Below are 26,585 nucleotides of genomic sequence, written 5' to 3'. Positions count from 1 at the left end.
CAGCGCTGCGGCCTCTGTCATGCCTCAGTTCGTGGCGAACTGCGTTTCGTAGAGCTGGGCATAGCGGCCGCTGCGGGCCAGCAGCTCCTCGTGAGAACCGGATTCGACGATGCGACCGGCTTCGACGACGAGGATCGTATCGGCCTGGCGGATCGTGGACAGCCTGTGGGCGATGACCAGCGCGGTGCGACCGTGCATGGCCTGCGCCAGCGCCTGCTGCACGGCTGCCTCGTTCGTCGAGTCCAGGGCCGAGGTCGCCTCATCGAGGACGACGACCTCTGGGGCCGCGAGGAGCATGCGCGCGATCGTCAGCCGCTGACGCTCTCCACCGGAGAGCCGGTAGCCGCGTTCACCGATGACCGTGTCCAAACCATCGGGCAGGGTCGCGATGACATTGTGCAGCTGAGCCCTGTCGATGGCCTGATGCAGTTCAGCCTCGGTGGCCTCTGGTTTGACCAGGGCCAGGTTCGAACGGATCGATTCGTGGAAGACGTGACCGTCCTGAGTCACCACCCCAACGGACTTGCGCAGCGATTCGTAGGACAGCTCGCGCACATCAACACCGCCGATGGTGATCGACCCGGAGGTCACGTCGTAGAGGCGGGGCAGGAGTGAGGCGATCGTGGATTTTCCGGCACCCGAAGAACCGACCAGGGCGACGGTGTGACCGGCCGGGATCGTGAAGTCGAGTGAGTGCAGTACCTCGTCCCCGCCTCGGGCATCGAGCACGGAGACGTCTTCGAGGCTGGCGAGGCTGACCTGGTCCGCACTGGGGTAGGCGAAGTCGACATCGGAGAACGTCACGTCAAGGCCCCCCTTCGGCAGTGCCTTCGGGGATTCGGGTTCCTTGATCAGAGGCACGAGGTCGAGGATCTCGAAGACACGCTGGAAGCTGACGACGGCGCTCATGATGTCCAGACGTGCGTTCGCGAGCATGGTCAGGGGTGTGTAGAGCCTGGTCAGCAGCAGCGCGAGGGTGACGACCTGGCCGGCGTTGAGGTGACCGAGGACGGCTTGAGCACCGCCGATGCCGTAGACAAGAGCCAGCGCCAGGGCCGAGACCAGTGTCAGCGAGGACACGAACGTCGACTGCAGCATGGCGACCTTGATGCCGATGTCCCTGACCTGACCGGCACGGTCGGAGAACTCCTCGGACTCGGTCTTCGGATTGCCGAAGAGCTTGACCAGCGTCGCGCCACCGGCGGAGAACCGCTCCGTCATCCGCGTCGACATATCAGCACTGTTCTCCGCCGCCTGGAACTGCAGAGAGGCCAGCTTCCCGCTGAGCAGTCGGGTGGGGATGATGAAGAGGGGCAGGAGCAGGATGGAGAGCAGTGTGACCTGCCAGGAGATCGTGACCATCACGCCTACGGTCAGGACCAGAGAGACGAAGTTCGACACGATGCCCGACAGGGTGTTGGAGAACGCGCGCTGGGCGCCGATGACGTCGGTGTTCAGGCGCGAGACCAGAGCGCCCGTGCGGGTGCGATTGAAGAAGGCGATGGGCATTCTCTGCACATGGTCATAGACCGCGTTGCGCAGATCGAAGATGAGACCCTCACCGATCTGTGAGGACAGGTACCGATTGAAGATCGAGATCGCAGCGTCCGCGATCGCCAGGCCGCCGATCGCCACGGCCAACCAGACGACGGTCGCGACTGGGCCGCCGCCGGTGATCGCGTTGACGACGTCACCGGCCAACACCGGGTTGAGCACGCCGATGACGGCAGTGCCGACGGAGAGGGTGAGGAAGACGATGAGCTTCGCCTTGTGCCGGGTCGCAAACGACCCGATGCGGCGGTAGGTGCCCGGCTTGATCGAGGTCTTCGGGGTCTTCTTGCTCGACACGGAGCTCCACATCACCCTGTGTGCTGACTGCAGACTCATCTCGGCCTCATTTCCTTATGGCGTCCCGCGCGTCTGGGTCGAGGAGACGCACGTGGACACAGTACTCCTTCGGTTTGAAATCAGAGTGCAGAATCTGCGCAGCCGTCAAACCATGCACTGAGTGCAACTATCGCGAGACGGAATCTATTTCCTCAGCGACACAGATGCACGCAGCAAGTGAGAGACCTCACGCACGCCTGGCCACTGAACCACGCACGCTCTGATCTCAGAGCTCAGTACTCACAGCTTGCGCAGCTGGACCTTGCGGATCGTGTGGTCATCTGACTTGTGCAGCACGAGGTCCGCGCGACCGCGGCTGGGCTGAACGTTCTCACGCAGATTGGGGAAGTTGATCGAATCCCAGATCTCCGTGGCCAAGGTGACCGCTTCTTCGTCATCGAGCTTCGAATAGCGGTGGAAGTAGGAGTCCGTGTCCTGGAAGGCGCCATGCTTGAGCTTGAGGAAGCGGGAGATGTACCACTGGCGGATGTCGCGTGAGCGGGCGTCGACGTAGACGGAGAAGTCGAAGTAGTCGCTGATCGACAGGCCCAAGGTGCCGTCGCTGCGGGGCCGGGCGGGCTGGAGGACGTTGAGGCCTTCGACGATGAGGACATCGGGGGAGCGGACAACCACCTCGGCGCCGGGGACGATGTCGTAGGTGTGGTGCGAGTAAACGGGGGCACGGACCTCGGGGGAGCCGGACTTCACGGCGGAGATGAACCGCAGCAGTTTGCGCCGGTCATAGGATTCCGGGAAGCCCTTGCGTCCACCCAGTCGCCTGCGCTCGAGCTCGGCATTGGGGTAGAGGAAGCCGTCGGTGGTGATGAGCTCGACGCGAGGGGTGTCGGGCCATCTGGCCAGCAGTTCGCGCAGAACACGAGCAGTCGTCGACTTGCCGACGGCGACGGACCCGGCCACACCGATGACGAAGGGGGTCCGCTTGGCCTCCTGCGGCTCGAGGCCGATTTCGTGCAGCGGGGAGAAGAACTCCCGCGTCATGTCGTGTTTGGCGCGGCGAGCGGAGACGTAGAGGTTGAGCAGGCGCGACAGGGGCAGGTAGACCTGAGCCACCTCGTCGAGGTTGATCCGATCGCCCAGCCCGCGCAGACGTTCGATGTCGCGCTGCTTCAGCGGCAGGGGAGTGGCTTGGGCCAGGGTGCCCCAGACGTCCCGATCGAACTCCCAGAACGGGGAAGTCGGTTCGACCTCGGGCTTGCGTCCTGGTTTGAGGCCGGCCAGGCGTCGCGCGCGGTCAAGAAGTGGGTCGACATGAGACATGGGCACAATTGTGTCATGCGTCATGTCCCTGCCGAACGTCGAGGTGACATTGGGCTCGCCGAGGTGGCCTTCGAGTGAGTCGATTCCACGTTTCTTGACTCGACTGCGTAAAATTCCACTCATGTGTGGAATCGTTGGTTATGTATCCAAAGCAGACGTTGACAATGCTGATCACTCGGCGCTCGATGTTGTGCTCAGCGGCCTGAAGCGGCTCGAATATCGGGGCTATGACTCTGCCGGAGTCGCCCTTGTCACTCCTGCCGGTGATCTGGAGACCGCGAAGAAGGCAGGCAAGCTCTCGGCGCTGACCGATGAGCTCGCGGCCAACCCGCTGCCGAATGCCCAGACCGGGATCGGCCACACCCGGTGGGCCACCCACGGTGGACCGACGGACCTCAACGCCCACCCGCACGTTGCCGACGGCGGAAAGCTCGCTCTGATCCACAACGGCATCATCGAGAACTTCGCTCAGCTCAAGCGCGACCTCACCGCCGATGGTGTCGAGTTCCAGTCCGAGACCGACACCGAGGTGGCTGCGGCTCAGCTGGCCAAGAACTTCCAGTCCACCGGTGACCTGACACAGGCCATGCGTGTGACCGCCACCCAGCTCGAAGGCGCCTTCACCCTCCTGGCCGTCCACGCCGACGCTCCCGGACAGGTCGTCGCCGCCCGCCGCAACTCGCCCCTGGTCATCGGCCTGGGTGAGGGTGAGAACTTCCTCGGCTCGGACGTCGCCGCCTTCATCGACTACACTCGCACCGCGGTGGAGATCGGTCAGGATCAGGTTGTGACGATCACCCCGGAGACCGTGGTCATCACGGACACCGACGGCAACGAGGTCCAAGGCGAGCAGTACGAAGTCAGCTGGGACACCGCTGCTGCAGAGAAGGGCGGGTTCGCCTCCTTCATGGATAAGGAGATCCACGACCAGCCGCAGGCAGTCGCGGATACCCTGCTGGGCCGGCTCGACATCGACGGCAAGCTCACCCTCGACGAAATGCGCATCGACGAGACTGTGCTCAAGACCATCGACAAGATCATCGTCATCGCCTGCGGCACGGCGGCCTACGCCGGCCAAGTCGCCAAGTACGCCATCGAACACTGGTGCCGCGTGCCCGTGGAGGTCGAACTCGCCCACGAGTTCCGCTACCGCGATCCTGTCGTCACCGAGAAGACCCTCGTCGTCGCGATCTCCCAGTCGGGTGAGACCATGGACACGATCATGGCGGTGCGCCACGCTCGTCAGCAGGGTGCGAAGGTCATCGCGATCTGCAATACCTTCGGCTCGACCATTCCCCGCGAATCGGATGCTGCCCTGTACACGCACGCGGGGCCGGAGATCGCCGTCGCCTCGACGAAGGCATTCCTGTCCCAGGTCGTGGCCTGCTACCTGCTGGGCCTCTACCTGGCACAGCTGCGCGGCAACAAGTTCCGCGACGAGATCACCACCATCCTCGAAGAGCTGCAGACCATCCCGGAGAAGGTCCAGAGCGTCCTCGACAATGACAAGGAGCAGGTGCTCGAGCTCGCCCGTCGCAACCAGGACGTCGGCTCGGTGCTGTTCCTGGGCCGCCACGTGGGCTTCCCAGTGGCCATGGAGGGTGCGCTCAAACTCAAGGAGCTCGCCTACATCCACGCCGAGGGCTTCGCCGCTGGCGAGCTCAAGCACGGTCCGATCGCGCTCATCGACGACGGTCAGCTCGTCATCATCGTCGTGCCCTCCAAGCGCGGCCGCGATTCGCTGCATGCCAAGGTCATCTCGAACATCCAGGAAGTCCGGGCCCGCGGTGCGAACACCGTGGTCATCGCCGAGGAAGGGGATGAAGAGGTCCGCGAGTTCGCCTCAGAGGTCATCTACGTTCCCCAGACGACGACGCTCATGGCGCCGCTGCTGACGACGGTTCCGCTGCAGATCTTCGCGATGGAACTGGCCGCGGCCAAGGGCCTCGACGTGGATCAGCCACGCAACCTCGCCAAGTCCGTGACCGTGGAGTAAGGGGAGAGCCATGGCGATTCTGGGAATCGGAACCGACATCGCCGATGTGCCGCGCTTCGCCGAGCACATCGAGCGGGTCCCCGAACTCCTCGACCGTCTGCTCACCCCTGCCGAACAGCTCAAACGCAACGGCAAACGTCGGACGGAGGCCTCCTTGGCGGCGAGATTCTCCGCCAAGGAGGCCCTGAAGAAGGCCATCGGCTTCCCCGGATGGCTGCCCTGGCAATCCGCCGAGGTGGTCCCCGCCAGATCCGGTGCCCCCTCATTCCGCCTGCGGGGTCTCGTGCTCGAACACTTCCACCGCATCGGCGCCACGAACATCCACCTCTCCATCACCCATGACGCGAACCTCACAATGACCTTCGTCATCGTCGAAGGCGAAGGTCCATCGCTGAGCCCCGGCGTGGAATGGGATGCGGAGCACTTCGGGTAAGTCGATGGCTTCCGGACTTGGGCACCACCTCGGCGCGGTCGGCAATAGACTCAGACCATGAGCTCTCCTTCCGACACCGACACTTCCCACACCGACGCTGCTATTACCGACGTTTCCTCGGTCGAGGAGTCGACCGCCCTCGACATCCACCTCCCCACCACCGAGGATGCCGCAGACATCGCAGACGGACTTGTGACTCTGCGTCGGGCACTGCATGAGAACGCCGAGGTGGGGCTTGATCTGCCCATCACCCAGAAACTCGTCCTCGACGCCATCGAAGGCCTCGACATCGAGGTGACGAAGGGCAATGGACTCTCCTCCCTCGTCGTCGTCCTCCGCGGTGGCCAGCGCACTGAGGATTCGACCGGCGTCGTCCCCGCCGTGCTGCTGCGCGGAGACATGGACGGCCTGCCCGTGCCCGAGGCGACAGGCTTCGACTTCGCAGCCACGACCGGGCGGATGCACGCCTGCGGACACGACCTGCACACGACCGGCCTGGTCGGTGCCCTCAAACTCCTCCATCGTGACCGGGACTCCTTGCCAGGAGACGTCGTGTTCATGTTCCAGCCCGGCGAAGAGGGCTACGACGGGGCCGGGAAGATGATCGAGGCGGGCGTCCTCGACGCCGCGGGACCCAGGGTGAAGGCCGCCTTCGGCATCCACGTCTCCGCAGACCAGGACCTCGGCGTCGCCGACTGCCGCCGCGGATCCTACATGGCCGCGTTTTCGAAGATGTCCATCACCGTCCGCGGCAAAGGCACCCACGCCTCCCGCCCAGCGACCGGCCGCGATCCGATCCAGGTCGGCGCGATGCTGGTGGGCCAGCTGCAGGAATACGTGACGCGCCGCTTCGACATCTTCGACCCCCTGGTCATCACCGTCGGCCAGTTCAACGGCGGCACCGCCCCAAACGTCATCCCCGACTTCGCGCATCTCGTAGTCAGCGTCCGCACCTTCTCCGACGAGGTCACCACCCGCGCCGAGGCGGAGCTCCCACAGCTGGTCACCGAACTGGTCGCCGCCCACGGGCTCGAGGCCGAGGTCGACTACGAGCGAGTGCTGCCGCCGACGATCAACAATGACGACGAGGCCGACTTCTTCCTCGAGACCTTCGCCGATCTCTTCGGTGCCGACCGCGCCGTGGTCCGTCCGAACCCGATCCCCGGGTCCGAGGACTTCTCCCGCGTGCTCGAACAGGTCCCCGGCGCATATGGTCACTTCGGTGTGGCACTGCCGAACCTGCCCGTCGAGGAGCGCGAAGCCAACCATTCGCCCCGGGCCCGTCACAGCGACGAGGGCCTGGCTGATCAGGCATTGTTCCTGGCTCACCTGGCAGGCCGGAAACTCGCCCGCCTGGCCCAGGAATGAGGAAGCGCTGATGTCAGTCTTCGCCTACCCCAGCACTGTCATCCGTGAGGCCGAACGACCTCTTCTCGATGCAGGCGTCGACCTCATGGCCCGCGCATCTCGAGCTCTGGCCCACTTCTTGGCCGATGTGTTGCGAGAGTCGCGGGGCCAGCTCTTCGGCTCCCGAGTGTGCGTGCTCGTCGGCCCGGGCAACAACGCCGGCGACGCACTTTTCGCCGCCGCAGCACTGGCCAGGCGCGGGGCTCACATCACCGTGGTCACACTCTTCGACCGCACCCATGATGTGGGGCTGGCCGCGGCCCGGCGCGCCGGCGCCGGAGTCATCGACTTCCCGAAACCGGACGAGACCACAGACCCGCACGCCGAGGTGGCCGAGGGAGTGCGCGACAGCGAACTTCGCGTCGATGAACTCCGTGCCGATGCGCTGCGGGAGCTGAATCGGTCCGATCTCGTTCTCGACGGCATCCTCGGCATCGGGGGCCGTCCCGGACTGCCCGAGCACATCGCTTCCCTCGTTCGCGACTGGCGGCACTCCGCCGGCACGCGCCAGGCCGCAAGCGCCGGCACGCGATCCACGCAGACGGTCATCGCCGTCGACGTTCCCTCCGACCTGTCACCGGTCGAATCCGGTGCCCCGGACAGGATCCACGCCGATCACACCGTGACCTTCGGCGGCCTCAAAACCGATCTGATCGACCCCCGCGTCGCCGCATTCACCGGCACAGTCCACCTCGTCGACATCGGACTCGACCTCGATGAGAACCAGGCCACCGCCGCAGTCGTCGACATCGATGACCTCAACGCGGACTTCCCCCGCCCACAGCCCGAGGGCCACAAATACTCCCGCGGAGTCGTCGGCATCCTCGCCGGCTCCGAGGAGTACCCGGGGGCGGGAGTGCTGACGACCACCTCGGCGGTCAACTGCGGCGTCGGAATGGTTCGGTCCCTGGGATCTCAGATGGTCGCCGAATACGTCATCGGTCTCCACGCCGAGGTCGTCACCGCCTCAGGCAGGATGAACGCCGTGGTCATGGGCCCAGGCGACCCGGAAGACGAATACATCCACGACTGCGTCGACGAGTTGGCGAACACCAGCGTTCCCGTTGTCCTCGACGCCGGGGCACTGGACATGGTCGGCCGCGCAGAGTCGGTCAAGGGCACATGGCTGGCCGAACGGCCTGTCGTCCTCACCCCGCACGCGGGTGAACTGGCACGACTGCTCAGCCGCCTCCTCGGCGAGATCATCACCTCGAGCCGGATCACCGCCGACCCCATCGGCTGGGCGCAGCGTGCCGCGCAGTCCAGCGGCTGCATCGTCTTACTCAAGGGCCACCAGACCGTCATCGCCGCCCCAGACGGGTTCTTCGTGCTCCCGGCGACCGGTCCGGCCAGCCTGGCCACCGCCGGGTCCGGGGACGTGCTGGCCGGGATCATCGGCGCCCTGGTCGCGACCTTCCACGCCAAGAGCCAGCATGAGTCACCGCTGCCGGAACGCGAACTGACCCACGTCGTCGGACTCGGCGTTCTGGTGCACAATGCTGCGGGCCGACGGGCCGTCAACGCCGGAGCTCTGGTCGATGCCGTCGCCGAGGTGGCAGGAGAGCTTATCCTCGCCGGATCCCTGATCGAGTGAATGGGTCCCAATCGGAATGAACGATGACGGTCCACGGTATTCTTATCCAGTGACATCAACCGATTCCTCAGGGGTACTGGTCAGGGCCGAGATCGATGTGGCCGCACTGCAGGCCAACGCCGCGGTCCTCGCGAAGCGGCTCGCGCCTGCCCGCCTCAAATGCGTCGTCAAGGCCAACGCCTACGGGCACGGCATCGACATCGTCGCCCCGGCGCTCTTCGCTGCAGGGTGGCGCGACTTCTGCGTGGCAACCATCAATGAGGCGCTGCACCTGCGCGAACTGCTCGGCGATGACGTCACCATCACGGCCTGGCTGTACGGACCCACCACCGACCTCGACGCGGCCGTCGCCGCCGGAATCGAACTGGGCGTGTCAACCGTTGACAGCCTCGAGCGACTGCGAGATGCCGCTCGTCGCACGAACACCACGGCCCGCCTCCACCTCAAGGTCGACACGGGCCTCGGCCGCAACGGCCTGGCTCCCGCGGACTGGAAGCGTGCACTGGTGAAGCTGAAGACGCTGGATGCCCGGACCGAATCGGACGGCGCCGACGCGAGTGCGACCACCCCGGAGCTTGAAATAGTGGGCATCATGAGCCACTACGCCGTCGCCGACGAACCCGAACGCGTCGAGACCGCTCAGCAGACGCAGGTCTTCGACTCAGCCCACCGGGAACTCTCGGCGGTACTCGACGGCGCCCAGGGCCGCCTCGGCGAATCGGAGCGGCTCGAGGTCCACATTGCGAACTCGCCCGCTGCGCTGACGCTCTCACCGTTCCCGGGCACCTCGGCGCGGGTGGGTCTGTCCCTCTACGGGCTCTCCCCGCTGGGCGATCAGACCTCGAAGGATCTGGGTCTGGTGCCGGCGATGCGGCTGGTCTCTCAGGTCATCAACCTCAAGGACATCCCCACCGGTCACGGCGCATCGTATGGGCTCACGTTCACGGCCGCGGCCGACACCCGCTTCGCCCTCGTGCCCGGCGGCTACGGCGATGGGATCGCGCGGTCGGCATCGAACAAGGCCGAGGTCTCCATCCGCGGCACTCGGTATCCCGTCGTCGGGCGCATCGCGATGGATCAGATGATCGTCGAGGTCGGTGCTGGTGAAGTCGCCATCGGCGATGAGGTCGTCATCTTCGGCCCTGATGGTCCCAGCGCAGCCGAATGGGGCGAGTGGGCCGAGACGATCAACTACGAGATCGTCACCCGCATCAGCGAACGCGTCGACCGCGTGGAAATCGAACCGCGGCCCGCTGACGGTGCAGGCCTGTGATGAAGCTTCAGGTGACGTCACTTGACCAGATGAGGACCTTCGCCGAGGCGCTCGCCGGGCACCTGCGGGCAGGTGATCTCCTCATCCTCAGCGGCAACCTCGGCGCGGGGAAGACGACGTTCACTCAGTCGCTGGGGCGGGCCCTGGGGGTCACCGGGCGTATCACCTCGCCCACCTTCGTCATCGCCCGTGAGCATCCCTCGAGCGGGGACGGCCCCGCCCTCGTCCACGTCGATGCCTACCGGCTCTCCGACGCCGAGGAGCTGGGAGACCTTGATCTGGACTCGGAGCTCGAGGAATCGATCACCGTCGTCGAATGGGGCGCCGGTCTCGCCGAACAGCTGAGCTCCGACTACCTCGGTGTGACGATCACCCCGATGTTCGACCTCGCAGCTGACGTGGCAGACGAAGCGGACGCGGCAGACGCCGACGAAGACGATGAGGACGAACGACGCCTCGTTGAACTTCACGGCCACGGCAGCACGTGGGATGCTCGGCTGCAGCAGGTGGGTGACTCGCTTCGTGCCCTGGGCGGTGCGGTTGAGATCAGCGAATTCGACGGGTCAGACGGATCCCTCGATCAGGAGGACAACCAGTGATCATACTCAGCATCGATACCTCCCAGGCCGCATCGGTGGCCCTGGTCGACACCGACTCGGGAACCGTTCTGGCGGCAGAACAAGCCGATGACCAGCGCAGACACGTCGAGTTCATCGGCCCGGCACTGGCCAGCGTGCTCGCACATTCGGTGCAGCCTGAACTCGTCGTCACCGGAATCGGCCCCGGCCCATTCACCGGACTACGGGTGGGCATCGCCGCGGGAATCGCCGTCGGTCAGGCCCGGGGCATCCCGGTCAAGGGACTCCTGTCGCAGGCCGCGCTCGCCGAGGAGCTGCGACAAAGTGACGCCCGCCCCAGTGGACCGGTGCTCATCGCCGCGGACGCCCGACGCAAGGAAGTCTATTTCAGCGTCTACGACAGCTCGGATGCTTCGCTGCAGGCCGGACCCTTCGTTGCCAAGCCCGCCGAGGTCGACGATGTCCTGGGCGCAGCCGGCCAAACGACGATCAATGCTCGTCTCGGTCGCGGGTTCCTCCTCTATCCCGAGGTCCTGGGGGATTCCAGCGTCCCCAGCATCGTCGACCCGCGCGCCGAATACCTTGCCTTCGCCGCAGCCAGAGAGATCGCGGCCGGTCGTGAGCTGGTCGAACCGGTTCCCGAATACCTGCGCGAACCCGACGCCAAAGCAACATCGGTGCGCGAGAGCACACTGAAATGAGTGCACTGAAATGGCCGCAGTGACATGAGCACGAACGCGGTGGACGAACAGGCAGACATCGACGAACTGCACTGGTGGGACCTCGCGGAGGTCGCGGACAACGACTCCGCAATCTTCGGCCCCACCGCCTGGACTCTGAGCTATTACTGGGCTGTCAGGGCCCAGGCTGGAACGGTGATGTTCGCGGCCCGAACCCCCACCTCGGCGCTGGCCGGGTGGATCGTCATGTCCGCCGCCGGCGGTGAAGCCGACGTGATGACCATCGCCACCACCGAGGAGGGACGAGGCCAGGGCATCGCCCGCCGGCTGCTCCAAGCCGGGGTCGACTGGGCAGCGAAGACAGGCGCCGAGGCTGTGCACCTCGAGGTCGATGAGCACAACGAACCCGCACTGGGTCTCTACCGCTCGTTCGGGTTCTCAGAATGGGGCAGACGCCCCGACTACTACCCGGGTGCCGACGCGATCCTCATGCGCTTTCGCCCCTGAGAGCTGGGATGCACAGAGGCACCGGAGCGATCGGTCTGCGCCCGTGCGGTCTCCGCTCGAGAGGTCTAGGCTCGGGCTTCGGTTGCCAGTCGCACGCCGAGGGCGATCATCACCGCAGCGCTCGTGCGATCAAGCCAGATCTTGACCCGTTCGCGGGTGAGGATGCCACGGGCTCGGGTGGCAAGGAGAACGACTGCGGCATGCCACACGGTGCCGATGGTCAGCGCAATGGCCACGAGCAGCACGCCCCACCCAGCGGCCGACGGCACCGTCGGCAGGAACTGGGGCAAGATGCTGATGTAGAAGACCCCGACCTTCGGGTTGAGGAGGTTGCTGGTCATCCCATTGCGGACCGCACTGCCGGCGCTCTGCGCAGGAAGTGCCTCAGGTTCGGCCGCCGTCGAGCGGTTGCGAGGCAGTGACTTCCAGATCGCGGTGCAGCCGAGCCAGACCAGATAGCAGGCTCCCGCAATCCGGACCACGTCGTAGGCGAGGGTGGAGGCGGCAAGCAGGGCTGTGAGGCCGAGCAGACTGGCAACGGCCCAGACCGCATGACCCAGTTCGACGCCGATGACCGCGGCGAAGCCCGCGCGTCGTCCCTGCAGGATAGTCGATCGGAGCACGATCATCAGATCAATGCCGGGCGTGGCTGCCCCGATCACTGCCACGAGGGCCCATGCCAATAGCTGGTGCGAATCCATGTCTGTCTCTCGAGCTGTTCGTCATCGAATGAGGGTGATCGCAACAGCGTACTCCCTCAGCCGGCCTCGCCCCGTTAGCTGTTCACGGTCGTGACCGCGGGAGCCTCGACTGCGGAGCTGAGCTCGGCCAGAAGCCTGCCGTTGAGGACGAACGCGGTCATCGTCTCATCGATGACGAGCTGTTCGTCACCACCGGTGGCCGCGATCTCATCGAGGCGACCGCGGTAGGCATCCTTGTACGGCTTCGTCTTGCCCACCTCGGCGAAGTCCCACATGGTCAGCGCCTCTGCCGGCACCGAATAGTGGCGTCCCATGAGGGCACCGATGGCCTGACCGCCGGACAGGTCGCCGAGGTAGCGCGTGTAGTGATGAGCGATGAGCTGCTCGGGTCGTGTGAGCCGGTTGAGGTGGTCGGCATAGTCCTCGGCACTGGCCATCACCATGGAACCGGATTCGCCGAGGTTGGGCGAAGTGGCATCGGGGCGCTGGCCTGCAATGGTGGATCCCAATTTCTCCAGGTCGGAGTGGATACGCTGGGTTCGGAAGAGCGCCGAATCGTAGAACGGAGCGACGATCGGATCGTCGGCGAACTCCTGAGTCTTCGTCTCCAGCGCCGCATAGATGAGCGCGTACTGCCGGAGCAGGAGCGAATAGGCGCTCACATCGAGACGGCCCTCCATGAGGTCGACCATGAAACTGGTGTGCTCGACCTCGTCGTGGATTGTGGCTGTGCTGGCCTTGAGCCGAGCTGAGAATGGTTCAGTCATGATGTTTCCTCATTGAGAGATCGATGATCCGCAGGTGTCTCGATAGCCGGTGCAACTACAGTGCTTGTTTTCATCTTAGCCGAGCCTGCCCTTACCTGAAGCCTGAGCCTGTGCACCGACGGCCAAAGGGTAGGCTGGAGCCATGGAAAGAGTGCAACTGGCTGACACGAATCTGATGGTCCACCCCCTGCACCTGGGAGGCAATCCCTTCGGCTGGGGCGCCGACCGCGATCAGAGCTTCGCAGTCCTCGACGCCTACGCCGAGGCGGGCGGAAACTTCATCGACACCGCGGATGCCTACTCCGTGTGGGTCGACGGCAACTCCGGTGGCGAATCGGAGACCATCATCGGCGAATGGATGGCCTCGCGCGGCAACCGCGACGACATGGTCATCGCCACCAAGGTCGGCATGCATCCGAAGCACAAGGGCCTTGACCCTGCCAATATCCGCAAGTGCATCGACGCGTCTCTGCGTCGTCTCGGCACGGACCATGTCGACGTCTACTACGCCCACACAGACGATGAGAATGTCGATCAGGTGGCAGTCGCGGAGACCTTCGATGCCTTGGTGCGCACCGGCAAGGTCAGCTACCTCGGCGCCTCGAACTTCACTCTGGACCGGCTGCAGTCGGCCATGAAGATCAGCGCGAAGTATTCGCTGGCCTGCTATCGCGTCGTCCAGGACCGGTACAACCTCGTGTCCCGCAGCGCGGTGGACCCTCAGAAGCAGGCGTATCTGCGGGCAAACGGCATCGCCGAACTTCCCTTCCACTCCCTGGCCTCGGGATTCCTCACCGGTAAGCACACCGGGGGAGACGCCACTGGGAGCGTGCGCGGTGAACGCGTCGCGGATTTCCTGGAGAACCAAGAGGCGCTTCGCGCTCTCGAGGTCCTCCACGACGTGGCCTCGGCACACAACGCCAGCATGACCGCCACGACCCTCGCCTGGCAGCTGACGCACGATTTCATTCCTTCCACCATCGCCTCGGCGCGGGTGCCGGAGCAGTTGACGGAACTGCTCGCGGGAACCGAACTGCAGCTGGCCGATGATGAGATCACGGCCCTCAATGATGCGTGGGCGGAAGCATGACGACTACCAGCCCACGTCTTGTGAATTGGGAGAACGGCACCGATCTGGTCATCGAGCTGCCGCTGGCCCTCGATGTCGCGACCGTCTGGTCCAAGCTCGTCGACGCAGAGACCGCCCGTACGTGGTTCGCGTCCTTCACCGTCGACGACGATGGCGACGACGCGGACGGTGCGAGCGAGGAGACCAATCCCGCGATCACCTTCGATCTCGGTGAGACCCAGCTGCATGGGGAGATCCTCAGCTGCGAGGTCGAGGACCACGTCCTCATCGAGCTCGAAGATTTCGGCGTGCTCGGAATTCAGCTGCTCGCCCTTGAACTCACGGATGGGGACGCGACCCTCCTGATCTTCACGCAATCGGCTCCCGACGTTGAAAGTGCCCGGCTCAAGGCCGCAGACTTCGGACCGATGTGGGACACTCACCTGCGGCTGTTCGCTCGGACCCTGGGGCTCGATGTCGTCGAGGCCGGTGAAGAGGAGCTGCTCGCCCTCTACGCTGATCTCGAACTCGAGGACAGTGAGGCTGAGAACGGCGCATCAGACGCCAGCGCATCCGAGGACGGCGGGGCGAACGAAGAATGAGCGAACCGCTGGTGCTGGGCATCGAATCCTCGTGTGACGAAACCGGAGTCGGGATCGTGCGGGGGCGGACGCTGCTGACCAACACGGTCTCTTCGTCGATGGATGAACACGTTCGCTTCGGCGGCGTGGTCCCCGAGGTCGCCTCCCGCGCACACGTTCAGGCCATCGGACCGGCCATCGCATCGGCCTGCGATCAGGCAGGTATTGAGCTCAGTGACCTCGACGCGATCTCCGTGACCGCAGGCCCGGGCCTCAGCGGCGCGCTCATGGTCGGAGTCGGCGCCGCCAAGGGCCTGGCCGCAGCTCTCAACCTGCCTCTCTACGGGGTCAACCACCTGGCCGCGCACGTGGCAGTGGACCTCATCGCCGAGGACATCGACGGTCTCACCACACCGACCATCGCGCTGTTGGTCTCCGGCGGACACACGGAAATTCTGCGCATCGGCGATGTCGTCGACGACATCGAACTCATCGGTGCCACCATCGACGATGCCGCCGGCGAGGCCTTCGACAAGACCGCGCGGCTGCTGGGACTGAACTACCCCGGCGGGCCGAACATCTCCAAGGCCGCCCTCGGGCAGCTCGACGGCACCGGCATCCCGGGGGATCGCAAGGCCGTGAAGTTCCCTCGCGGGCTGGCGAAGAAGCAGGACCTGCGGGATCCAGAACGTCGTTTCAACTTCTCCTTCTCCGGACTCAAGACCGCCGCGCTGCGGGAGGTCACGAAGGCCGAGACGCTGGGAACGGACCTGCGGGTGGCCGATATCGCCGCGGGATTCGAGGACGCCGTCGTCGACGTGCTCGTGACCAAGACGCTGCTGGCCGCCGCCGACACCGGAATCAATCATGTTGTCCTCGGTGGGGGAGTCGCCGCGAACTCCCACCTGCGCGAAGTCCTCGGAGCCAGATGCGCCGAGGCGGGGGTAAGGCTGCGGGTGCCGCCGCTGAACCTGTGCACGGACAACGGGGCCATGGTCGCAGCCCTCGGAGCCGAACTCGTCCGTCGCGGCATCGGACCCAGCGACCTGTCATTTGCTGCAGTCTCTTCATTGGATGTCGATCATGTCCTCGTCTGACCCGAACGCCGGCGACCAGAACGCCTACACCCACGACAGAAGCGGCGCCTCACGCGATGAGACCGCCTACGGCCCGAACTCGAAGGACCTGCCCGACTACCTGCCGCCTCGGCGATCAGGTGACGGCTGGACTGTCGGTTCGGACGGGCAGAAGCACTGGGGCCTCAACGGGGCTGCGGGACTGATGCTGCTTGATCCCGAGCAGGGAATCCTCATGCAGCACCGTGCCCTGTGGTCGGTCGAAGGTGGAACCTGGGGCTTCCCCGGTGGAGCCCGTGACCTGGGCGAATCCGCTATCGAGGCGGCCGTGCGCGAATCATGGGAAGAGGCCGGTGTGCCCGACCTCGCGGGTGAGGACATCGACGTGCTCGACACTCATGTCCTCGACCTCGGCGACTGGTCGTACACGACGGTCATCGCTCGGGTGAGACGTCACTTCGAACCGGTCATCAGCGACCCGGAGAGCATCGAACTCGCGTGGGTGCCCATCGATGAACTCACCGACTACAACCTGCACTCCGGTGTCGCAGCAGCACTGCCGGAACTGTTGGAGATGCTTCGACCACACCTGTGAGCAGTGTGGCTGGCTGCGAGCAGTGCAGCCGGCTATCCAGGCCCTTGCGCAGCTCAAGCTGGCGTGAACGCTTAGGTGTATGAGGTGCGCAGGTCGTTGATCAGCGACCGGGTCACCTCGGTCAGCGATTCGCTGTCCTTGAACACGTTCTGCAGGCGCTGGTAGGGCACACCGCGGTCGATGATCGAGGTGATGGAGTTCAGCTCATCGCTGCAGCCCAGGCGTTCGGCCACAGGGGCCAGACGTGCCACCTCATCGGCCAGGCACTCGGTGACCAGACGCTCATCAGCCTCGGCGTTCTCGATGATGATGGCGTCCATGCCGTAGCGGGCGGCACGCCACTTGTTCTCGTCATGGAACCAGTCCGGCATGGTCGGCAATGTCTCACCGGCATCAAGGCGGGCAGAGAAGTCGTCGACGAGGCATTGGATGAGGGCCGTGATCGCAGTGATCTCCTCGAGAGTGGGCAGCCCGTCGCAGACCCTGACCTCGACGGTTCCCCAATTCGGGGCGGGACGAATGTCCCAACGGATCTCATTGATGTTGTCGATGATGCCGGTGGTGAGCATATCGGCCACGTACTTCTCGTAGTCGGACCAAGCATCGAACTGGAACGGCAGTCCTGCGGTCGGCAGCTGCTGGAACATCATCGCCCGGTTCGAGGCGTAACCGGTGTCGGTCCCGCCCCAGAACGGGGATGATGCGCTCAGTGCCTGCAGGTGGGGTACGTAGGCGAGGAGTGCGTTGACGATCGGCAGCACTTTGTCGCGGGAGTCGATGCCGACGTGGACGTGCACGCCGAAGATGAGCATGTTCCGACCCCACCACTGGGTGCGGTCGACGAGCTCGAGGTAGCGGTCCTTGGCGCGGACCTCCTGAGACTGCCACTGAGCGAACGGGTGCGTGCCCGCGGACATGAGTTCGATCCCACGGTCCTCGGTCAGCGCACGTAGGGCGCCCATGGACGCGGCGAGGTCCTCGGCGATTCCCGATACCTGCTTGTGGACGCCCGTGACGAGTTCGATCGTGTTCGTGAGCATCTCGCCCACGATCCGCTTCTCGAATTCGGGCGCACGCTGAGCGACATCGGCGAGGAGAACCTCGGCGGCGGATGTCAGATCAAGGCTGTCTCCGTCCAACAGAGCCAGTTCCCATTCGACTCCAAGGGTGGAGCGGGGTGAGCGTGCGAAATCGACCATGGATCGATCATAGTATTCCGCGCCCGTTTTTCTGGTCTCCGCCCGTTTATCGGGCGTCACATTCAGGCCGCGCGTGCGGTCTCATCGGGCAGTCGAGCACCGGACTGTGAGTCGAAGAGATGCAGGCGTGAGAGCTCGGGGACTACCCGGATCGTGTCGCCCCTGGCCACCCGGGTTCTTCCGCTGACCCTGGCCACGATCGGGATGTCGCCGGTGGCCGACGTCGCCCGACCGTGCACATAGGCGTCGGCGCCGAGCTCCTCGACCAGCTCCACGTTGACCTCGAGGCCGCCGTGAGATTCGACTCGGAAGTCCTCCGGGCGGATTCCGGCCGTGACACGAGAATCCGTGAGCTCCGAGCGTTGAGTCTCAGAGAGCCGGATCTCGGACTCACCGATGCGCAGCATTCCGTCTTGCAGCGGCAGGTCGATGAGGTTCATCGCAGGTGAGCCCATGAAGCCGGCGACGAAGAGGTTGGCGGGACGGTCGTAGAGCGCCCGCGGGGTGTCGACCTGCTGCAGTCGTCCCTCGGCCAGGACCGCGACGCGATCTCCCATCGTCATCGCCTCGACCTGATCGTGAGTGACATAGACCGTGGTGACGCCGAGGCGGCGCGTGAGTGAGGCGATCTGTGCACGGGTCTGGACCCGCAGCTTGGCATCGAGGTTGGACAGCGGTTCGTCCATGAGGAACACCTGAGGAGAGCGCACGATGGCCCGCCCCATGGCCACACGCTGTCGCTGTCCGCCGGAGAGTGCCTTGGGCTTGCGATCGAGATAGGGCTCCAGATCGAGCAGCTGGGCCGCCTCACGAACGCGTTCATTGCGCTCTGCTTTGGAGACTCCGGCGATCTTGAGCGCGAATGCCATGTTCTCGCCGACGCTCATATGCGGGTAGAGCGCATAGTTCTGGAACACCATGGCGATGTCCCGTTCGCGCGGAGAGACCCCGGTGACATCGTCATCACCGATTCTGATGTGTCCGCCGTCGACGGGTTCGAGGCCCGCGAGCATGCGCAGCGTCGTGGACTTCCCGCAGCCGGAGGGGCCGACTAGGACGAGGAACTCGCCATCGGCGATGTCGAGGCTGATCTCGTTGACCGAGGGCGTCAGGGCCTCTGGGTACTGACGCATTGCCTTATCGAAAGTGACTGTTGCCATGGTGAATCTCAACCTTCCACGGGTGCCTGGGCACCCGACGATCTGCGGTGATCATTGTCTGAGTTCTCGTGGGCGGGACGTGTTGCGTCAATGACGTTTGTGTTCGTGTACGAGTGGTACTGCTGTCGCACCTGCGACGGTCGCGGGTGGAGCGTCGCGACGAGCTCGACCTGCCACCTCGGCGAGGTTCCGGTCAGTGTCCAGGCCGCCTGCCGGGCGGCTCCGATGGCCACATATTCGGCCTGTTCGGGCACGTCGATGGGGACGGTGAAGATGTCTCTGGCGACCTCTCGCACTGCTGGGTTGCGGGCGGCTCCGCCGATGAGGAAGAGGCGTTGGACTTTGACGCCCTGACGCAGCACCGCGTCGAGTCCGTCCGCCAACCCGCACAGCATGCCTTCGACGAAGGCTCGGGCCACGTTCTCCGGGGTCGAATTCGCCAAGGTCATGCCCTCCAAACGAGCCGTCGCGCTCGGAAGATTGGGGGTGCGCTCGCCTTCGAAATAGGGGACGAGAGTGAGGCCGTTGGCCCCCGGACTCGAGGCAAGTGCCAGGGCGGCCACGTCGGTGTGGCTGGCGCGCAGCAGCGCGGCCGCAGAGTCGAGGACGCGGGCGGCGTTGAGGGTGGCGACGAGGGGGAGTCGCCCGCCGTCGGCCGAGGCGAATCCCGCGACCATTCCCGACGAGTCGTTGATCTCCAGCCGGGTCGGGCTGAAGACCGTCCCCGAGGTGCCGATCGAGATGATGACATCACCGGCGGCGGCTCCCAGCCCGAGCGCCGCGGCCGCGTTGTCGCCGGCCCCGGGACCCACGAGGATGCCCTCGGGTGTGTGACCGGCGCTCTCATGGGGAGCCAGGACGCGGGGGAGAACGATGGGGGCGGTGGTGGGGCCGAGCTCATCGGTCGCTGGCGAGCCGTCCGTGGTGGAACCGGTAGTGGTGGAACCGGTCGCCTCCCGCGCCGGGGCACCGAAGGCCGCGCGGAAGAGGTCGAGGTCGTAGCGTCCGGTCACGGCCGAGAAGTACGCGGTGCCGCTGGCGTCGGAGGCATCGGTGACGAGTGCTTCAAGGTCAGGTCCGCGCAGTGCAGACGAGCTGCTTGGCCCGTGGCCCAGGAGCCGCCAGGTCAGCCAATCATGGGGCAGAGCCACGGCCGCCACCCGGGAGGCATTGTCGGGTTCATGATCGCGCAGCCACCGCAGCTTGGCTCCGGTGAAGGACGCGACAGGAACCACTCCGGCCCGGTCGACGAACTCATCGGCACCGATCTCAGCGATGAGTGCTCGTGCTGCCCCGTCGCTGCGCAGATCGTTCCAGAGCAGAGCATCGCGGATGACCTGTCCGTGTCGATCGAGAGCGATGAGGCCGTGCTGCTGTCCGCTGATGCTCACAGCTGCGACGTCGGCGAATCCTCCTGCCTCGGAGACCGCCTGCTGCAGTGCCGACCACCAGGCTTCGGGGTCGACTTCGGTTCCGGCCGGGTGCGGGGCCGAGCCGCTGCGCAGGATCCCGCCTGTGGAAGGGTCGACGATGACGACCTTGCAGCTCTGCGTCGAGGAGTCGACGCCGGCAACCAATCTGCGATCGACGCTCATGGGGACTCCTCGGTCTGCGCGGTGATCTGCGCGGCGGTCTGCGACTGTGATCCAGCAGGGTCGAGGATCTCTCGGGCCAGCGCTTCATCGACGATGGCGACATCGAGGATTCCGGCGGCGCACGCCGCTCGAACCGCCTCGGCGCGCTGAGCCCCGCGAGCCACTCCGACAGTGGTCGCCGCGTTTCTCAGCTGGTCGAGGGTGACGGCGATGACGCGATCGTCGATGGTGTCGACATCGGCTCCGGCAGCGTTGAAGAGACGTCCGGACGCCTCGGCGACGGCACCGTCGGCCACGCCTGCCGCTCGCTGCTCAGGGCTGCACTTCTCCCACACCGAGGACTGTTCCTCCGCCCAAGCAGCCACGGAGATGACCGCGAGGTCGAGATCGTCGGCTGCCGCCAGGGCGCCGGAGATCTCCGGCAGGGCACTGAGATCTGCGGCGGTTTCGGCCTCGGTGACCAGCAGCGGAGCCGGAAGTCGGACCATGGTCACGGCGGCGTCCTGGCCCAGTCGGGCAAAGATCCCGGAACTGGGTCGATGCGAACCGAGCTGGAGCGCACCGGCGAGTTGGACGACCGTGCAGCGGGGGAGTGCGGGAGCGAATTCTGCGGCCGCGTCGAGTGTGCGTGACCAGGCCAGCCCGATGCGCATTCCCGGTCGGGCACGACGATCGACGTAGGAGAGTGCGGCCCGACCCATTCGCTGAGCGGCATCTGACTCGTTGTCGTCTTCGACGACGATCGCCGAGCTCAACCCGAGCGCCGCCGCGAGCTGCTCGGCCATCCCATCTTCGTCGGTGGCATCGGCTTCGATGGAGATCGTGACGACCCCGCTGTCGACCGCTTCCTGGAGCAGACGGGCGATCTGGAAGCGGCTGAGCCCGTGGGCCTTGCCGAGCTCGACCTTCGAACTGCCCTGGACATAGTGCTCTCTGGCCAGCTGAGCCAGGAACCGGCGGTGTCTGGCGGTGGGTGCTGCGCTCATGGCTCTCCCTTCAGGATCGACAGCGATCACGCCGCTGCTCATCTGTGATCTATTGCACATCTGATTAAATCATGACACAGTATTGCACATATGAGCACCGATGCTCATATGTTTTTCGTCAAGCACACCCGACGGCGGGCAGCGATCCCGCAATGACGAGGGAAGGCAATTACGATGAAGCAGAAGATCACGAGCCGGGCTGTCACAGCGGCGGCCATCGGAGTGGTCGGAGCACTCACACTCGCAGGGTGTGGTGGCGCCGGGGGCAGTTCGAGCGGCGGAGGCAATGAAGAAGTCAACGTTCTCATGGTCAACAACCCGCAGATGCAGGACCTGCAGAAGCTCACCGCGGAGCATTTCACCAAGGACACCGGCATCAAGGTCAACTACACGGTGCTGCCGGAGAATGAGGTGCGCGCCAAGATCGGTCAGGAGTTCTCCGCACAGGCAGGCAACTACGATGTGGCCTCGATGTCGAACTACGAAGTGCCGACCTACGCAAAGAACGGGTGGCTGACCTCGATGGACGAGGGCGTCGTCGACGCCGAGGGGTTCAACCAGGGCGACATCCTCGCCCCGATGGCCGAATCGATGACCTTTGAGGACCAGATCTACGGAGAGCCGTTCTACGGCGAGGGCTCCTTCCTGATGTACCGGAAGGACATCTTCGAAAAGGCCGATGCGACGATGCCGGACGATCCCACCTGGGATGAAGTGGCCGATCTGGCGAAGAAGGTCGACGGTGCCGAGAAGGGAACCAAGGGCATCTGCCTGCGCGGCTTGCCCGGCTGGGGAGAGATGTTCGCTCCGCTGACGACCGTGGTCAACACCTTCGGCGGAACCTGGTTCGATGAGAACTGGGAGGCCCAGGTCGACTCCAAGGAGTTCAAGGAAGCAGCGAACTTCTACGTCGACCTCATCAAGGACCACGGTGAATCGGGAGCACCGCAGGCCGGATACACCGAATGCCTGACCAACCTGCAGCAGGGCAATGTTGCGATGTGGTACGACTCGACGGCGGCGACGGGCACGCTCGAAGCCGATGACTCACCGGTCAAGGACAAGATCGGCTATGTCGCAGCCCCGGTGAAGGACACCGAGTCGAGTTCCTGGCTCTACACCTGGGCCTGGGGCATCCAGAAGGCAGGGAAGAACCAGGATGCGGCCAAGCAGTTCGTGGCCTGGGCCTCCTCACAGGACTACGAGGAGACCGTCGCCGAGGAACTGGGCTGGCAGCACGTGCCAGCCGGCAAGCGCACCTCGACCTACGAGAACGCCGACTACCAGAAGGCCGCCGCGCCGTTCTACAAGCAGACCGAGGAGGCCATCAACTCCGCCGATCCGAAGAATCCCGGTGTGCAGCCGCGCCCGACGCTGGGAGTGCAGTTCGTGACGATTCCCGAGTTCGCCGACTTGGCGACGGGCATCTCTGAAGACATCAGCTCTGCGATCGCCGGACGCACCACAGTCGACAAGGCTCTGCAGAAGGGACAGAAGGAAGCAGAGAAGGTCGGAGACAAGTACAAGAAGTGATCTAGGCGGGCTGGGGCGCAGGCTTTCGCGTCGGCGCCCCAGCACCCGCACTCCCACCGCAGTCCACTGCTGCCCCACTGCCGCACGCTGCGTCCATCACCGGAGGTTGTCCATGTCAGCTCCTGCGCAAGATCGCCGAACTCAGGCGGCACCCGCGCCCACATCGCCCAGACCCGCATCCTCGAGTGCTCGTGAGCGGTGGTCGCGGCGAGCCCCGATGCTGCCGGCACTGATCTTCGTCATCCTCGTCACGCAGATTCCGTTCGCGATCACCATCGTCATCTCGTTCATGAAGTGGAACGCGGCCTATCCCGATGACATCAGCTTCGGGACCCTGCGCAACTACATCACGGTCTTCACGAATGCGGACCTGCTGCGTGCAGTGTTCGTCACCGTCGGGCTCACGGTCTCGGTGGTGCTGGTCTCGGCCGTGCTGGGGCTGGCCATCGCGCTCCTCCTCGATCGCAAATTCATCGGGCGCGGATTCGTGCGCACGCTGATGATCACCCCGTTCCTGATCGTGCCCGTGGCCGCGGCGCTGCTGTTCAAGCATGCGATCTTCAACCCGTCCTACGGGCTGGTCAACGGTCTCCTGACCACCGTCTTCGGTGAGAACGCGCCCCAACCGGACCTGATGAGCACCTCTCCGCTGCTGGGCATCGGAATCGTGCTCGTCTGGCAGTGGACCCCGTTCATGATGCTCATCATGCTGGCGGGTCTGCAGTCGCGGCCTATGGACGTCTACGAGGCGGCCTTGGTCGACGGTGCAGGACCCGGGCAGACATTCCGGTTCATCACGCTGCCGCACCTGCGCCGTTACATCGAACTTGCGGCACTGCTCGGCACGATCTACATCGTCCAGAACTTCGACACCGTCTTCACGATGACCTCCGGCGGACTCGGAACCGCGAACCTGCCGTATGTCATCTACCAGGAGTTCTTCGTGGCCCAGGACTACGGAGTCGCCTCCGCAGTCGGCGTCATCGTCGTCATCGCCTCGCTCGTCATCGCGACCTTCGCACTGCGAACCGCGTCCACCCTGCTCAAGGAGGAGAACTCATGAGCACCCCAGATATCACGGGTCCATCGGGCACCACCGGCCAATTGGGGGCCACAGAACACCCAGGGGCCGAGCCATCCCGGCAGAAGGCGAGCGCACCGCGGCGTCCGGGGCAGCGCAGGATCGGGAAGATCCTCCTGGGTCTTCTGGCCTGGCTCGTCGGGCTCCTCTTCGTGTCCCCGCTGCTGTGGATGCTGCTGACGAGTCTGCACGCCGAAACCGATGCGTCGACGAATCCGCCCAGCTTCTTCGCCCCGTTGACTTTGGAGTCCTATTCCAACTTCTTCGGCGGAGGCAGCGGTGTCAGTCCCTGGCCCGCCCTCATCAACTCGGCGGTCGCCGCAATCGTCTCGACCCTCATCGTCCTGGTCCTGTCGACCATGGCCGCGTACTCCCTGGCCATCCGTCGGATCCAACGCTGGTCAGACGTGCTGTTCTTCCTGCTCTCGACCAAGATGCTGCCGATGGTTGCGGGGCTGCTGCCCATCTATCTGGTCGCACAGGCGTTCGGGATCCTCGACACCTGGCTGCTGCTCATCATCATCTACTCGGCGATGAACATGCCCATCGCCGTGTGGATGATGCGATCATTCCTCGCCGAGGTGCCCATTGAGGTGCTCGAGGCCGCTGAGCTCGACGGTGCCCGGCTTCCCCGTGTCTTCATGCAGATTCTGCTGCCCCTGACCGCACCCGGCCTGGCGGCCACGGCTCTGATCTGCTTCATCTTCTCGTGGAACGAATTGCTCTTCGCCAACGTCCTGACCTCGACCGCAGCCTCGACGGCACCTGTATTCCTCACCAGCTTCGTCACCTCCCAGGGTCTGTTCCTGTCCCAGGTGTGCGCTGCTTCGCTGATCATCTCAGTGCCGGTGCTTGTCGCCGGCATCGCAGCCCAGGACAAACTCGTCCAGGGCCTGTCGATGGGTGCGGTGAAATGAGGCTCAACCGAATGCCCAATCAGATTGACCGAGCTCTGGGCCGGCTCACCCGACCTCACCGACCAGCAGGGGAAAGACGATGATGAATTCCACGGACGCGCAGACTCTGCCTCTGCTCGGATCGAACCTTGACCGGATTGCGGCACGCGGAGTCACCGTCCCCGACTACGACCGGAACGCAGTGACTCCCGGCATCGTGCACTTCGGCGTCGGTGGCTTCCACCGGGCGCACATGGCCATGGTCGTCGATGACCTCATGAACGCGGGCAGAGCCGCAGACTGGGGAATCGTGGGCGCCGGCGTCCTGCCCCACGATGTGCACATGCGTGACGCGCTGGCCGGGCAGGACCACCTCTACTCACTGACGCTGAAACATCCCGACGGAACCCGCGAACGACGTGTCATCGGATCCATCATCGACTACCGCTACGGACCCGATGATCCGCAGGGACTCATCGACCTCCTCTGCGAGGAGACGATCCGCATCGTCTCACTCACCGTCACCGAGGGCGGGTACAACGTCAACCCGGTGACCGGGGAGTTCGTCTCCGAGGACGCGATGATCGTCGCAGACGTGGCAGCACTGAAAGCGGGGAGACTGCCGAGCACGGTCTTCGGGTACGTGATCGAGGCCCTGCGCCGCCGCCGAGACGACGGCGTGGACCCCTTCACAGTGCAGTCATGTGACAACATCTCGGAGAACGGTCACGTGGCGAAGAAGATGTTCGGTGCCTTCGCCCGCCTCGTCGACCCCGAACTCGCTGACTGGATCGACACCCACGTGGCGTTTCCGAACGCGATGGTCGACCGCATCACCCCTGCCACCACCGACGAGGACCGGGCCGAGGTGAGAGAATCGGTCGGGCTGCTCGACGCCTGGCCCGTGGTCGCTGAACCTTTCTTCCAATGGGTGCTCGAGGACAGCTTCACCTCGGGCAGACCTCCATACGAACTGGCAGGCGTCCAGGTTGTTGACGATGTCCGACCCTACGAACATATGAAGCTGCGCCTGCTCAACTCCGGGCATCAGGGGCTGGCCTACTTCGGACTCCTGGCCGGCTACACCTACGCCCACGAAGCGATGGAGAACCCCGATATCGCCGTCTACCTGCGCAGGTACATGGATGAGGAGGGCACACCCAGCCTTGAGCCGCTGCCCGGAATCGATCTCGACGCCTACAAGGACTCACTCATCGAGCGATTCAGCAATCCTGAGATTCGCGACACACTGGCCCGCCTCGGCGCCGAATCTTCTGACCGGATCCCCAAATGGCTCGTTCCCGTCATCGGTGACAACCTTGTCTCGGGTGCACCGGTGGAGGTCTCGGCCGCGATCTGCGCATCCTGGGCCAGGTATGCCGAAGGCAGCGATGAGCAGGGGGCTCCTTTCGCCATCGTCGACCGTTATGCCACGGAGCTGCAGCAGGTCGCGAGCTCACACGCGACCGATCCCTTGGCCTTCGTGAGGCAGGAGCAGTTCTTCGGAACTGTGGCCACGGACTCCCGCTTCACGAGGCACTACCTCGCAGCGCTGAAGTCCCTGCACGAACGCGGCGCAAGAGAGACCGTGCGACGACTCGCAGCCCACGAGGCACTGTGAACCGATGACTGCTCTCTGAACCGATGGCTGCACTGTGACCGGGAGCTGCACCTGCGGCTGAGATGCCGCGTTCTCGTCCGCTGGTTCAGCTT

The 26,585-nt window shown here is 64.9% G+C and carries 24 protein-coding genes; 16 read left to right on the top strand and 8 right to left on the bottom strand.

The features are described 5' to 3' along the window. Nucleotides 1–24 precede the first annotated feature (24 nt). Both CXR25_RS14320 and coaA read right to left on the bottom strand, forming a co-directional pair. Nucleotides 25–1,887 carry an ABC transporter ATP-binding protein gene (locus tag CXR25_RS14320; RefSeq protein WP_125240713.1) on the bottom strand — a complete coding sequence of 621 codons (1,863 nt, stop codon included), beginning with the start codon at nt 1,885–1,887 and terminating at the stop codon, nt 25–27. 240 nt (nt 1,888–2,127) lie between these two features. Continuing rightward, nucleotides 2,128–3,288: a type I pantothenate kinase gene (gene coaA / locus CXR25_RS14315; RefSeq protein WP_420836557.1), complete on the bottom strand. Its 1,161-nt coding sequence runs from the start codon at nt 3,286–3,288 to the stop codon at nt 2,128–2,130. Between coaA and glmS the strand changes: the two genes are divergently transcribed. Genes glmS through CXR25_RS14275 form a run of 8 tightly spaced genes read left to right on the top strand, consistent with a single transcriptional unit; the run spans nt 3,287 to nt 11,633 of the window. Beyond that, entirely contained in the window at nt 3,287–5,161 is a 1,875-nt protein-coding gene (gene glmS, locus CXR25_RS14310; protein WP_125240712.1) for a glutamine--fructose-6-phosphate transaminase (isomerizing), read from the top strand. The two genes, coaA and glmS, sit on opposite strands and share 2 nt — an antisense overlap. Before the next feature lie 10 nt (nt 5,162–5,171). After that, nucleotides 5,172–5,594, top strand: a complete 423-nt coding sequence (locus tag CXR25_RS14305) for a holo-ACP synthase (RefSeq protein ID WP_009883878.1) — start codon at nt 5,172–5,174, stop codon at nt 5,592–5,594. A gap of 57 nt (nt 5,595–5,651) precedes the next feature. After that, entirely contained in the window at nt 5,652–6,962 is a 1,311-nt protein-coding gene (locus CXR25_RS14300; protein WP_009883879.1) for a M20 metallopeptidase family protein, read from the top strand. A 10-nt stretch (nt 6,963–6,972) separates the two neighbouring features. Continuing rightward, the gene (locus CXR25_RS14295) at nt 6,973–8,595 is read left to right on the top strand and encodes an NAD(P)H-hydrate dehydratase (protein ID WP_009883880.1); all 1,623 of its coding nucleotides are present in this window, start codon (nt 6,973–6,975) and stop codon (nt 8,593–8,595) included. Nucleotides 8,596–8,644: 49 nt separating this feature from the next. After that, entirely contained in the window at nt 8,645–9,868 is a 1,224-nt protein-coding gene (gene alr / locus CXR25_RS14290) for an alanine racemase (RefSeq protein WP_009883881.1), read from the top strand. Between the two features lie 11 nt (nt 9,869–9,879). Further along, complete coding sequence (gene tsaE / locus CXR25_RS14285) at nt 9,880–10,467, top strand: tRNA (adenosine(37)-N6)-threonylcarbamoyltransferase complex ATPase subunit type 1 TsaE (protein ID WP_308298020.1); 588 nt, start codon at nt 9,880–9,882, stop codon at nt 10,465–10,467. Continuing rightward, nucleotides 10,464–11,147, top strand: coding sequence for a tRNA (adenosine(37)-N6)-threonylcarbamoyltransferase complex dimerization subunit type 1 TsaB (gene tsaB, locus CXR25_RS14280; protein ID WP_009883883.1), 684 nt, complete (start codon nt 10,464–10,466; stop codon nt 11,145–11,147). The genes tsaE and tsaB overlap by 4 nt, the downstream gene beginning before the upstream one ends. A gap of 24 nt (nt 11,148–11,171) precedes the next feature. Further along, nucleotides 11,172–11,633, top strand: coding sequence for a GNAT family N-acetyltransferase (locus CXR25_RS14275; protein ID WP_009883884.1), 462 nt, complete (start codon nt 11,172–11,174; stop codon nt 11,631–11,633). Between the two features lie 65 nt (nt 11,634–11,698). On the opposite strand, the gene CXR25_RS14270 is transcribed toward CXR25_RS14275, so the two are convergent. Next, a complete protein-coding gene (locus CXR25_RS14270) occupies nt 11,699–12,334 on the bottom strand; it encodes a LysE family translocator (RefSeq protein WP_009883885.1) in 636 nt (211 codons plus the stop codon). Nucleotides 12,335–12,408: 74 nt separating this feature from the next. Then, nucleotides 12,409–13,101: a biliverdin-producing heme oxygenase gene (locus tag CXR25_RS14265; protein ID WP_009883886.1), complete on the bottom strand. Its 693-nt coding sequence runs from the start codon at nt 13,099–13,101 to the stop codon at nt 12,409–12,411. Between the two features lie 142 nt (nt 13,102–13,243). Here CXR25_RS14265 and CXR25_RS14260 point away from each other — a divergent pair, with 142 nt between their 5' ends. The 4 genes from CXR25_RS14260 to CXR25_RS14245 are packed head-to-tail and all read left to right on the top strand — an operon-like array spanning nt 13,244 to nt 16,422. Beyond that, complete coding sequence (locus tag CXR25_RS14260) at nt 13,244–14,191, top strand: aldo/keto reductase (protein ID WP_035279041.1); 948 nt, start codon at nt 13,244–13,246, stop codon at nt 14,189–14,191. Next, on the top strand, nt 14,188–14,772 hold the full coding sequence (locus tag CXR25_RS14255; protein ID WP_009883888.1) for an SRPBCC family protein: 585 nt from the start codon (nt 14,188–14,190) through the stop codon (nt 14,770–14,772). Before CXR25_RS14260 ends, CXR25_RS14255 begins: the two co-directional genes overlap by 4 nt. Continuing rightward, nucleotides 14,769–15,848, top strand: coding sequence for a tRNA (adenosine(37)-N6)-threonylcarbamoyltransferase complex transferase subunit TsaD (tsaD, locus tag CXR25_RS14250; RefSeq protein WP_009883889.1), 1,080 nt, complete (start codon nt 14,769–14,771; stop codon nt 15,846–15,848). Before CXR25_RS14255 ends, tsaD begins: the two co-directional genes overlap by 4 nt. After that, a complete protein-coding gene (locus CXR25_RS14245; protein ID WP_009883890.1) occupies nt 15,835–16,422 on the top strand; it encodes an NUDIX domain-containing protein in 588 nt (195 codons plus the stop codon). The genes tsaD and CXR25_RS14245 overlap by 14 nt, the downstream gene beginning before the upstream one ends. 71 nt (nt 16,423–16,493) lie before the next feature. Here CXR25_RS14245 and CXR25_RS14240 read toward each other — a convergent pair whose 3' ends face one another. The 4 genes from CXR25_RS14240 to CXR25_RS14225 all read right to left on the bottom strand — a co-directional run bounded on the left by CXR25_RS14240 (nt 16,494) and on the right by CXR25_RS14225 (nt 21,362). Continuing rightward, nucleotides 16,494–17,621, bottom strand: a complete 1,128-nt coding sequence (locus CXR25_RS14240) for a glutamate--cysteine ligase (RefSeq protein ID WP_009883891.1) — start codon at nt 17,619–17,621, stop codon at nt 16,494–16,496. Nucleotides 17,622–17,683: 62 nt separating this feature from the next. Further along, nucleotides 17,684–18,781: an ABC transporter ATP-binding protein gene (locus CXR25_RS14235; protein WP_009883892.1), complete on the bottom strand. Its 1,098-nt coding sequence runs from the start codon at nt 18,779–18,781 to the stop codon at nt 17,684–17,686. Between the two features lie 8 nt (nt 18,782–18,789). After that, nucleotides 18,790–20,376, bottom strand: a complete 1,587-nt coding sequence (locus CXR25_RS14230) for a xylulokinase (RefSeq protein ID WP_009883893.1) — start codon at nt 20,374–20,376, stop codon at nt 18,790–18,792. Further along, nucleotides 20,373–21,362, bottom strand: coding sequence for a sugar-binding domain-containing protein (locus CXR25_RS14225; RefSeq protein ID WP_164513982.1), 990 nt, complete (start codon nt 21,360–21,362; stop codon nt 20,373–20,375). Before CXR25_RS14225 ends, CXR25_RS14230 begins: the two co-directional genes overlap by 4 nt. A gap of 174 nt (nt 21,363–21,536) precedes the next feature. Between CXR25_RS14225 and CXR25_RS14220 the strand changes: the two genes are divergently transcribed. The 4 genes from CXR25_RS14220 to CXR25_RS14205 all read left to right on the top strand — a co-directional run bounded on the left by CXR25_RS14220 (nt 21,537) and on the right by CXR25_RS14205 (nt 26,493). Further along, entirely contained in the window at nt 21,537–22,895 is a 1,359-nt protein-coding gene (locus CXR25_RS14220) for an ABC transporter substrate-binding protein (protein WP_009883895.1), read from the top strand. 112 nt (nt 22,896–23,007) lie between these two features. Continuing rightward, complete coding sequence (locus tag CXR25_RS14215) at nt 23,008–23,958, top strand: carbohydrate ABC transporter permease (protein WP_029417279.1); 951 nt, start codon at nt 23,008–23,010, stop codon at nt 23,956–23,958. After that, the gene (locus CXR25_RS14210; RefSeq protein WP_180959883.1) at nt 23,955–24,893 is read left to right on the top strand and encodes a carbohydrate ABC transporter permease; all 939 of its coding nucleotides are present in this window, start codon (nt 23,955–23,957) and stop codon (nt 24,891–24,893) included. The genes CXR25_RS14215 and CXR25_RS14210 overlap by 4 nt, the downstream gene beginning before the upstream one ends. A gap of 82 nt (nt 24,894–24,975) precedes the next feature. Continuing rightward, nucleotides 24,976–26,493 (top strand): mannitol dehydrogenase family protein, encoded by a 1,518-nt coding sequence (locus tag CXR25_RS14205; protein WP_125240909.1) that lies wholly within the window; start codon nt 24,976–24,978, stop codon nt 26,491–26,493. The last annotated feature ends 92 nt before the right edge of the window (nt 26,494–26,585 follow it).

It is taken from the genome of Brevibacterium aurantiacum (genome assembly GCF_003932995.1).
GTDB lineage: Bacteria > Actinomycetota > Actinomycetes > Actinomycetales > Brevibacteriaceae > Brevibacterium > Brevibacterium aurantiacum.
Note: the sequence above shows the minus strand (reverse complement) of the source record. Positions and strands in the feature narration are given on the sequence as shown.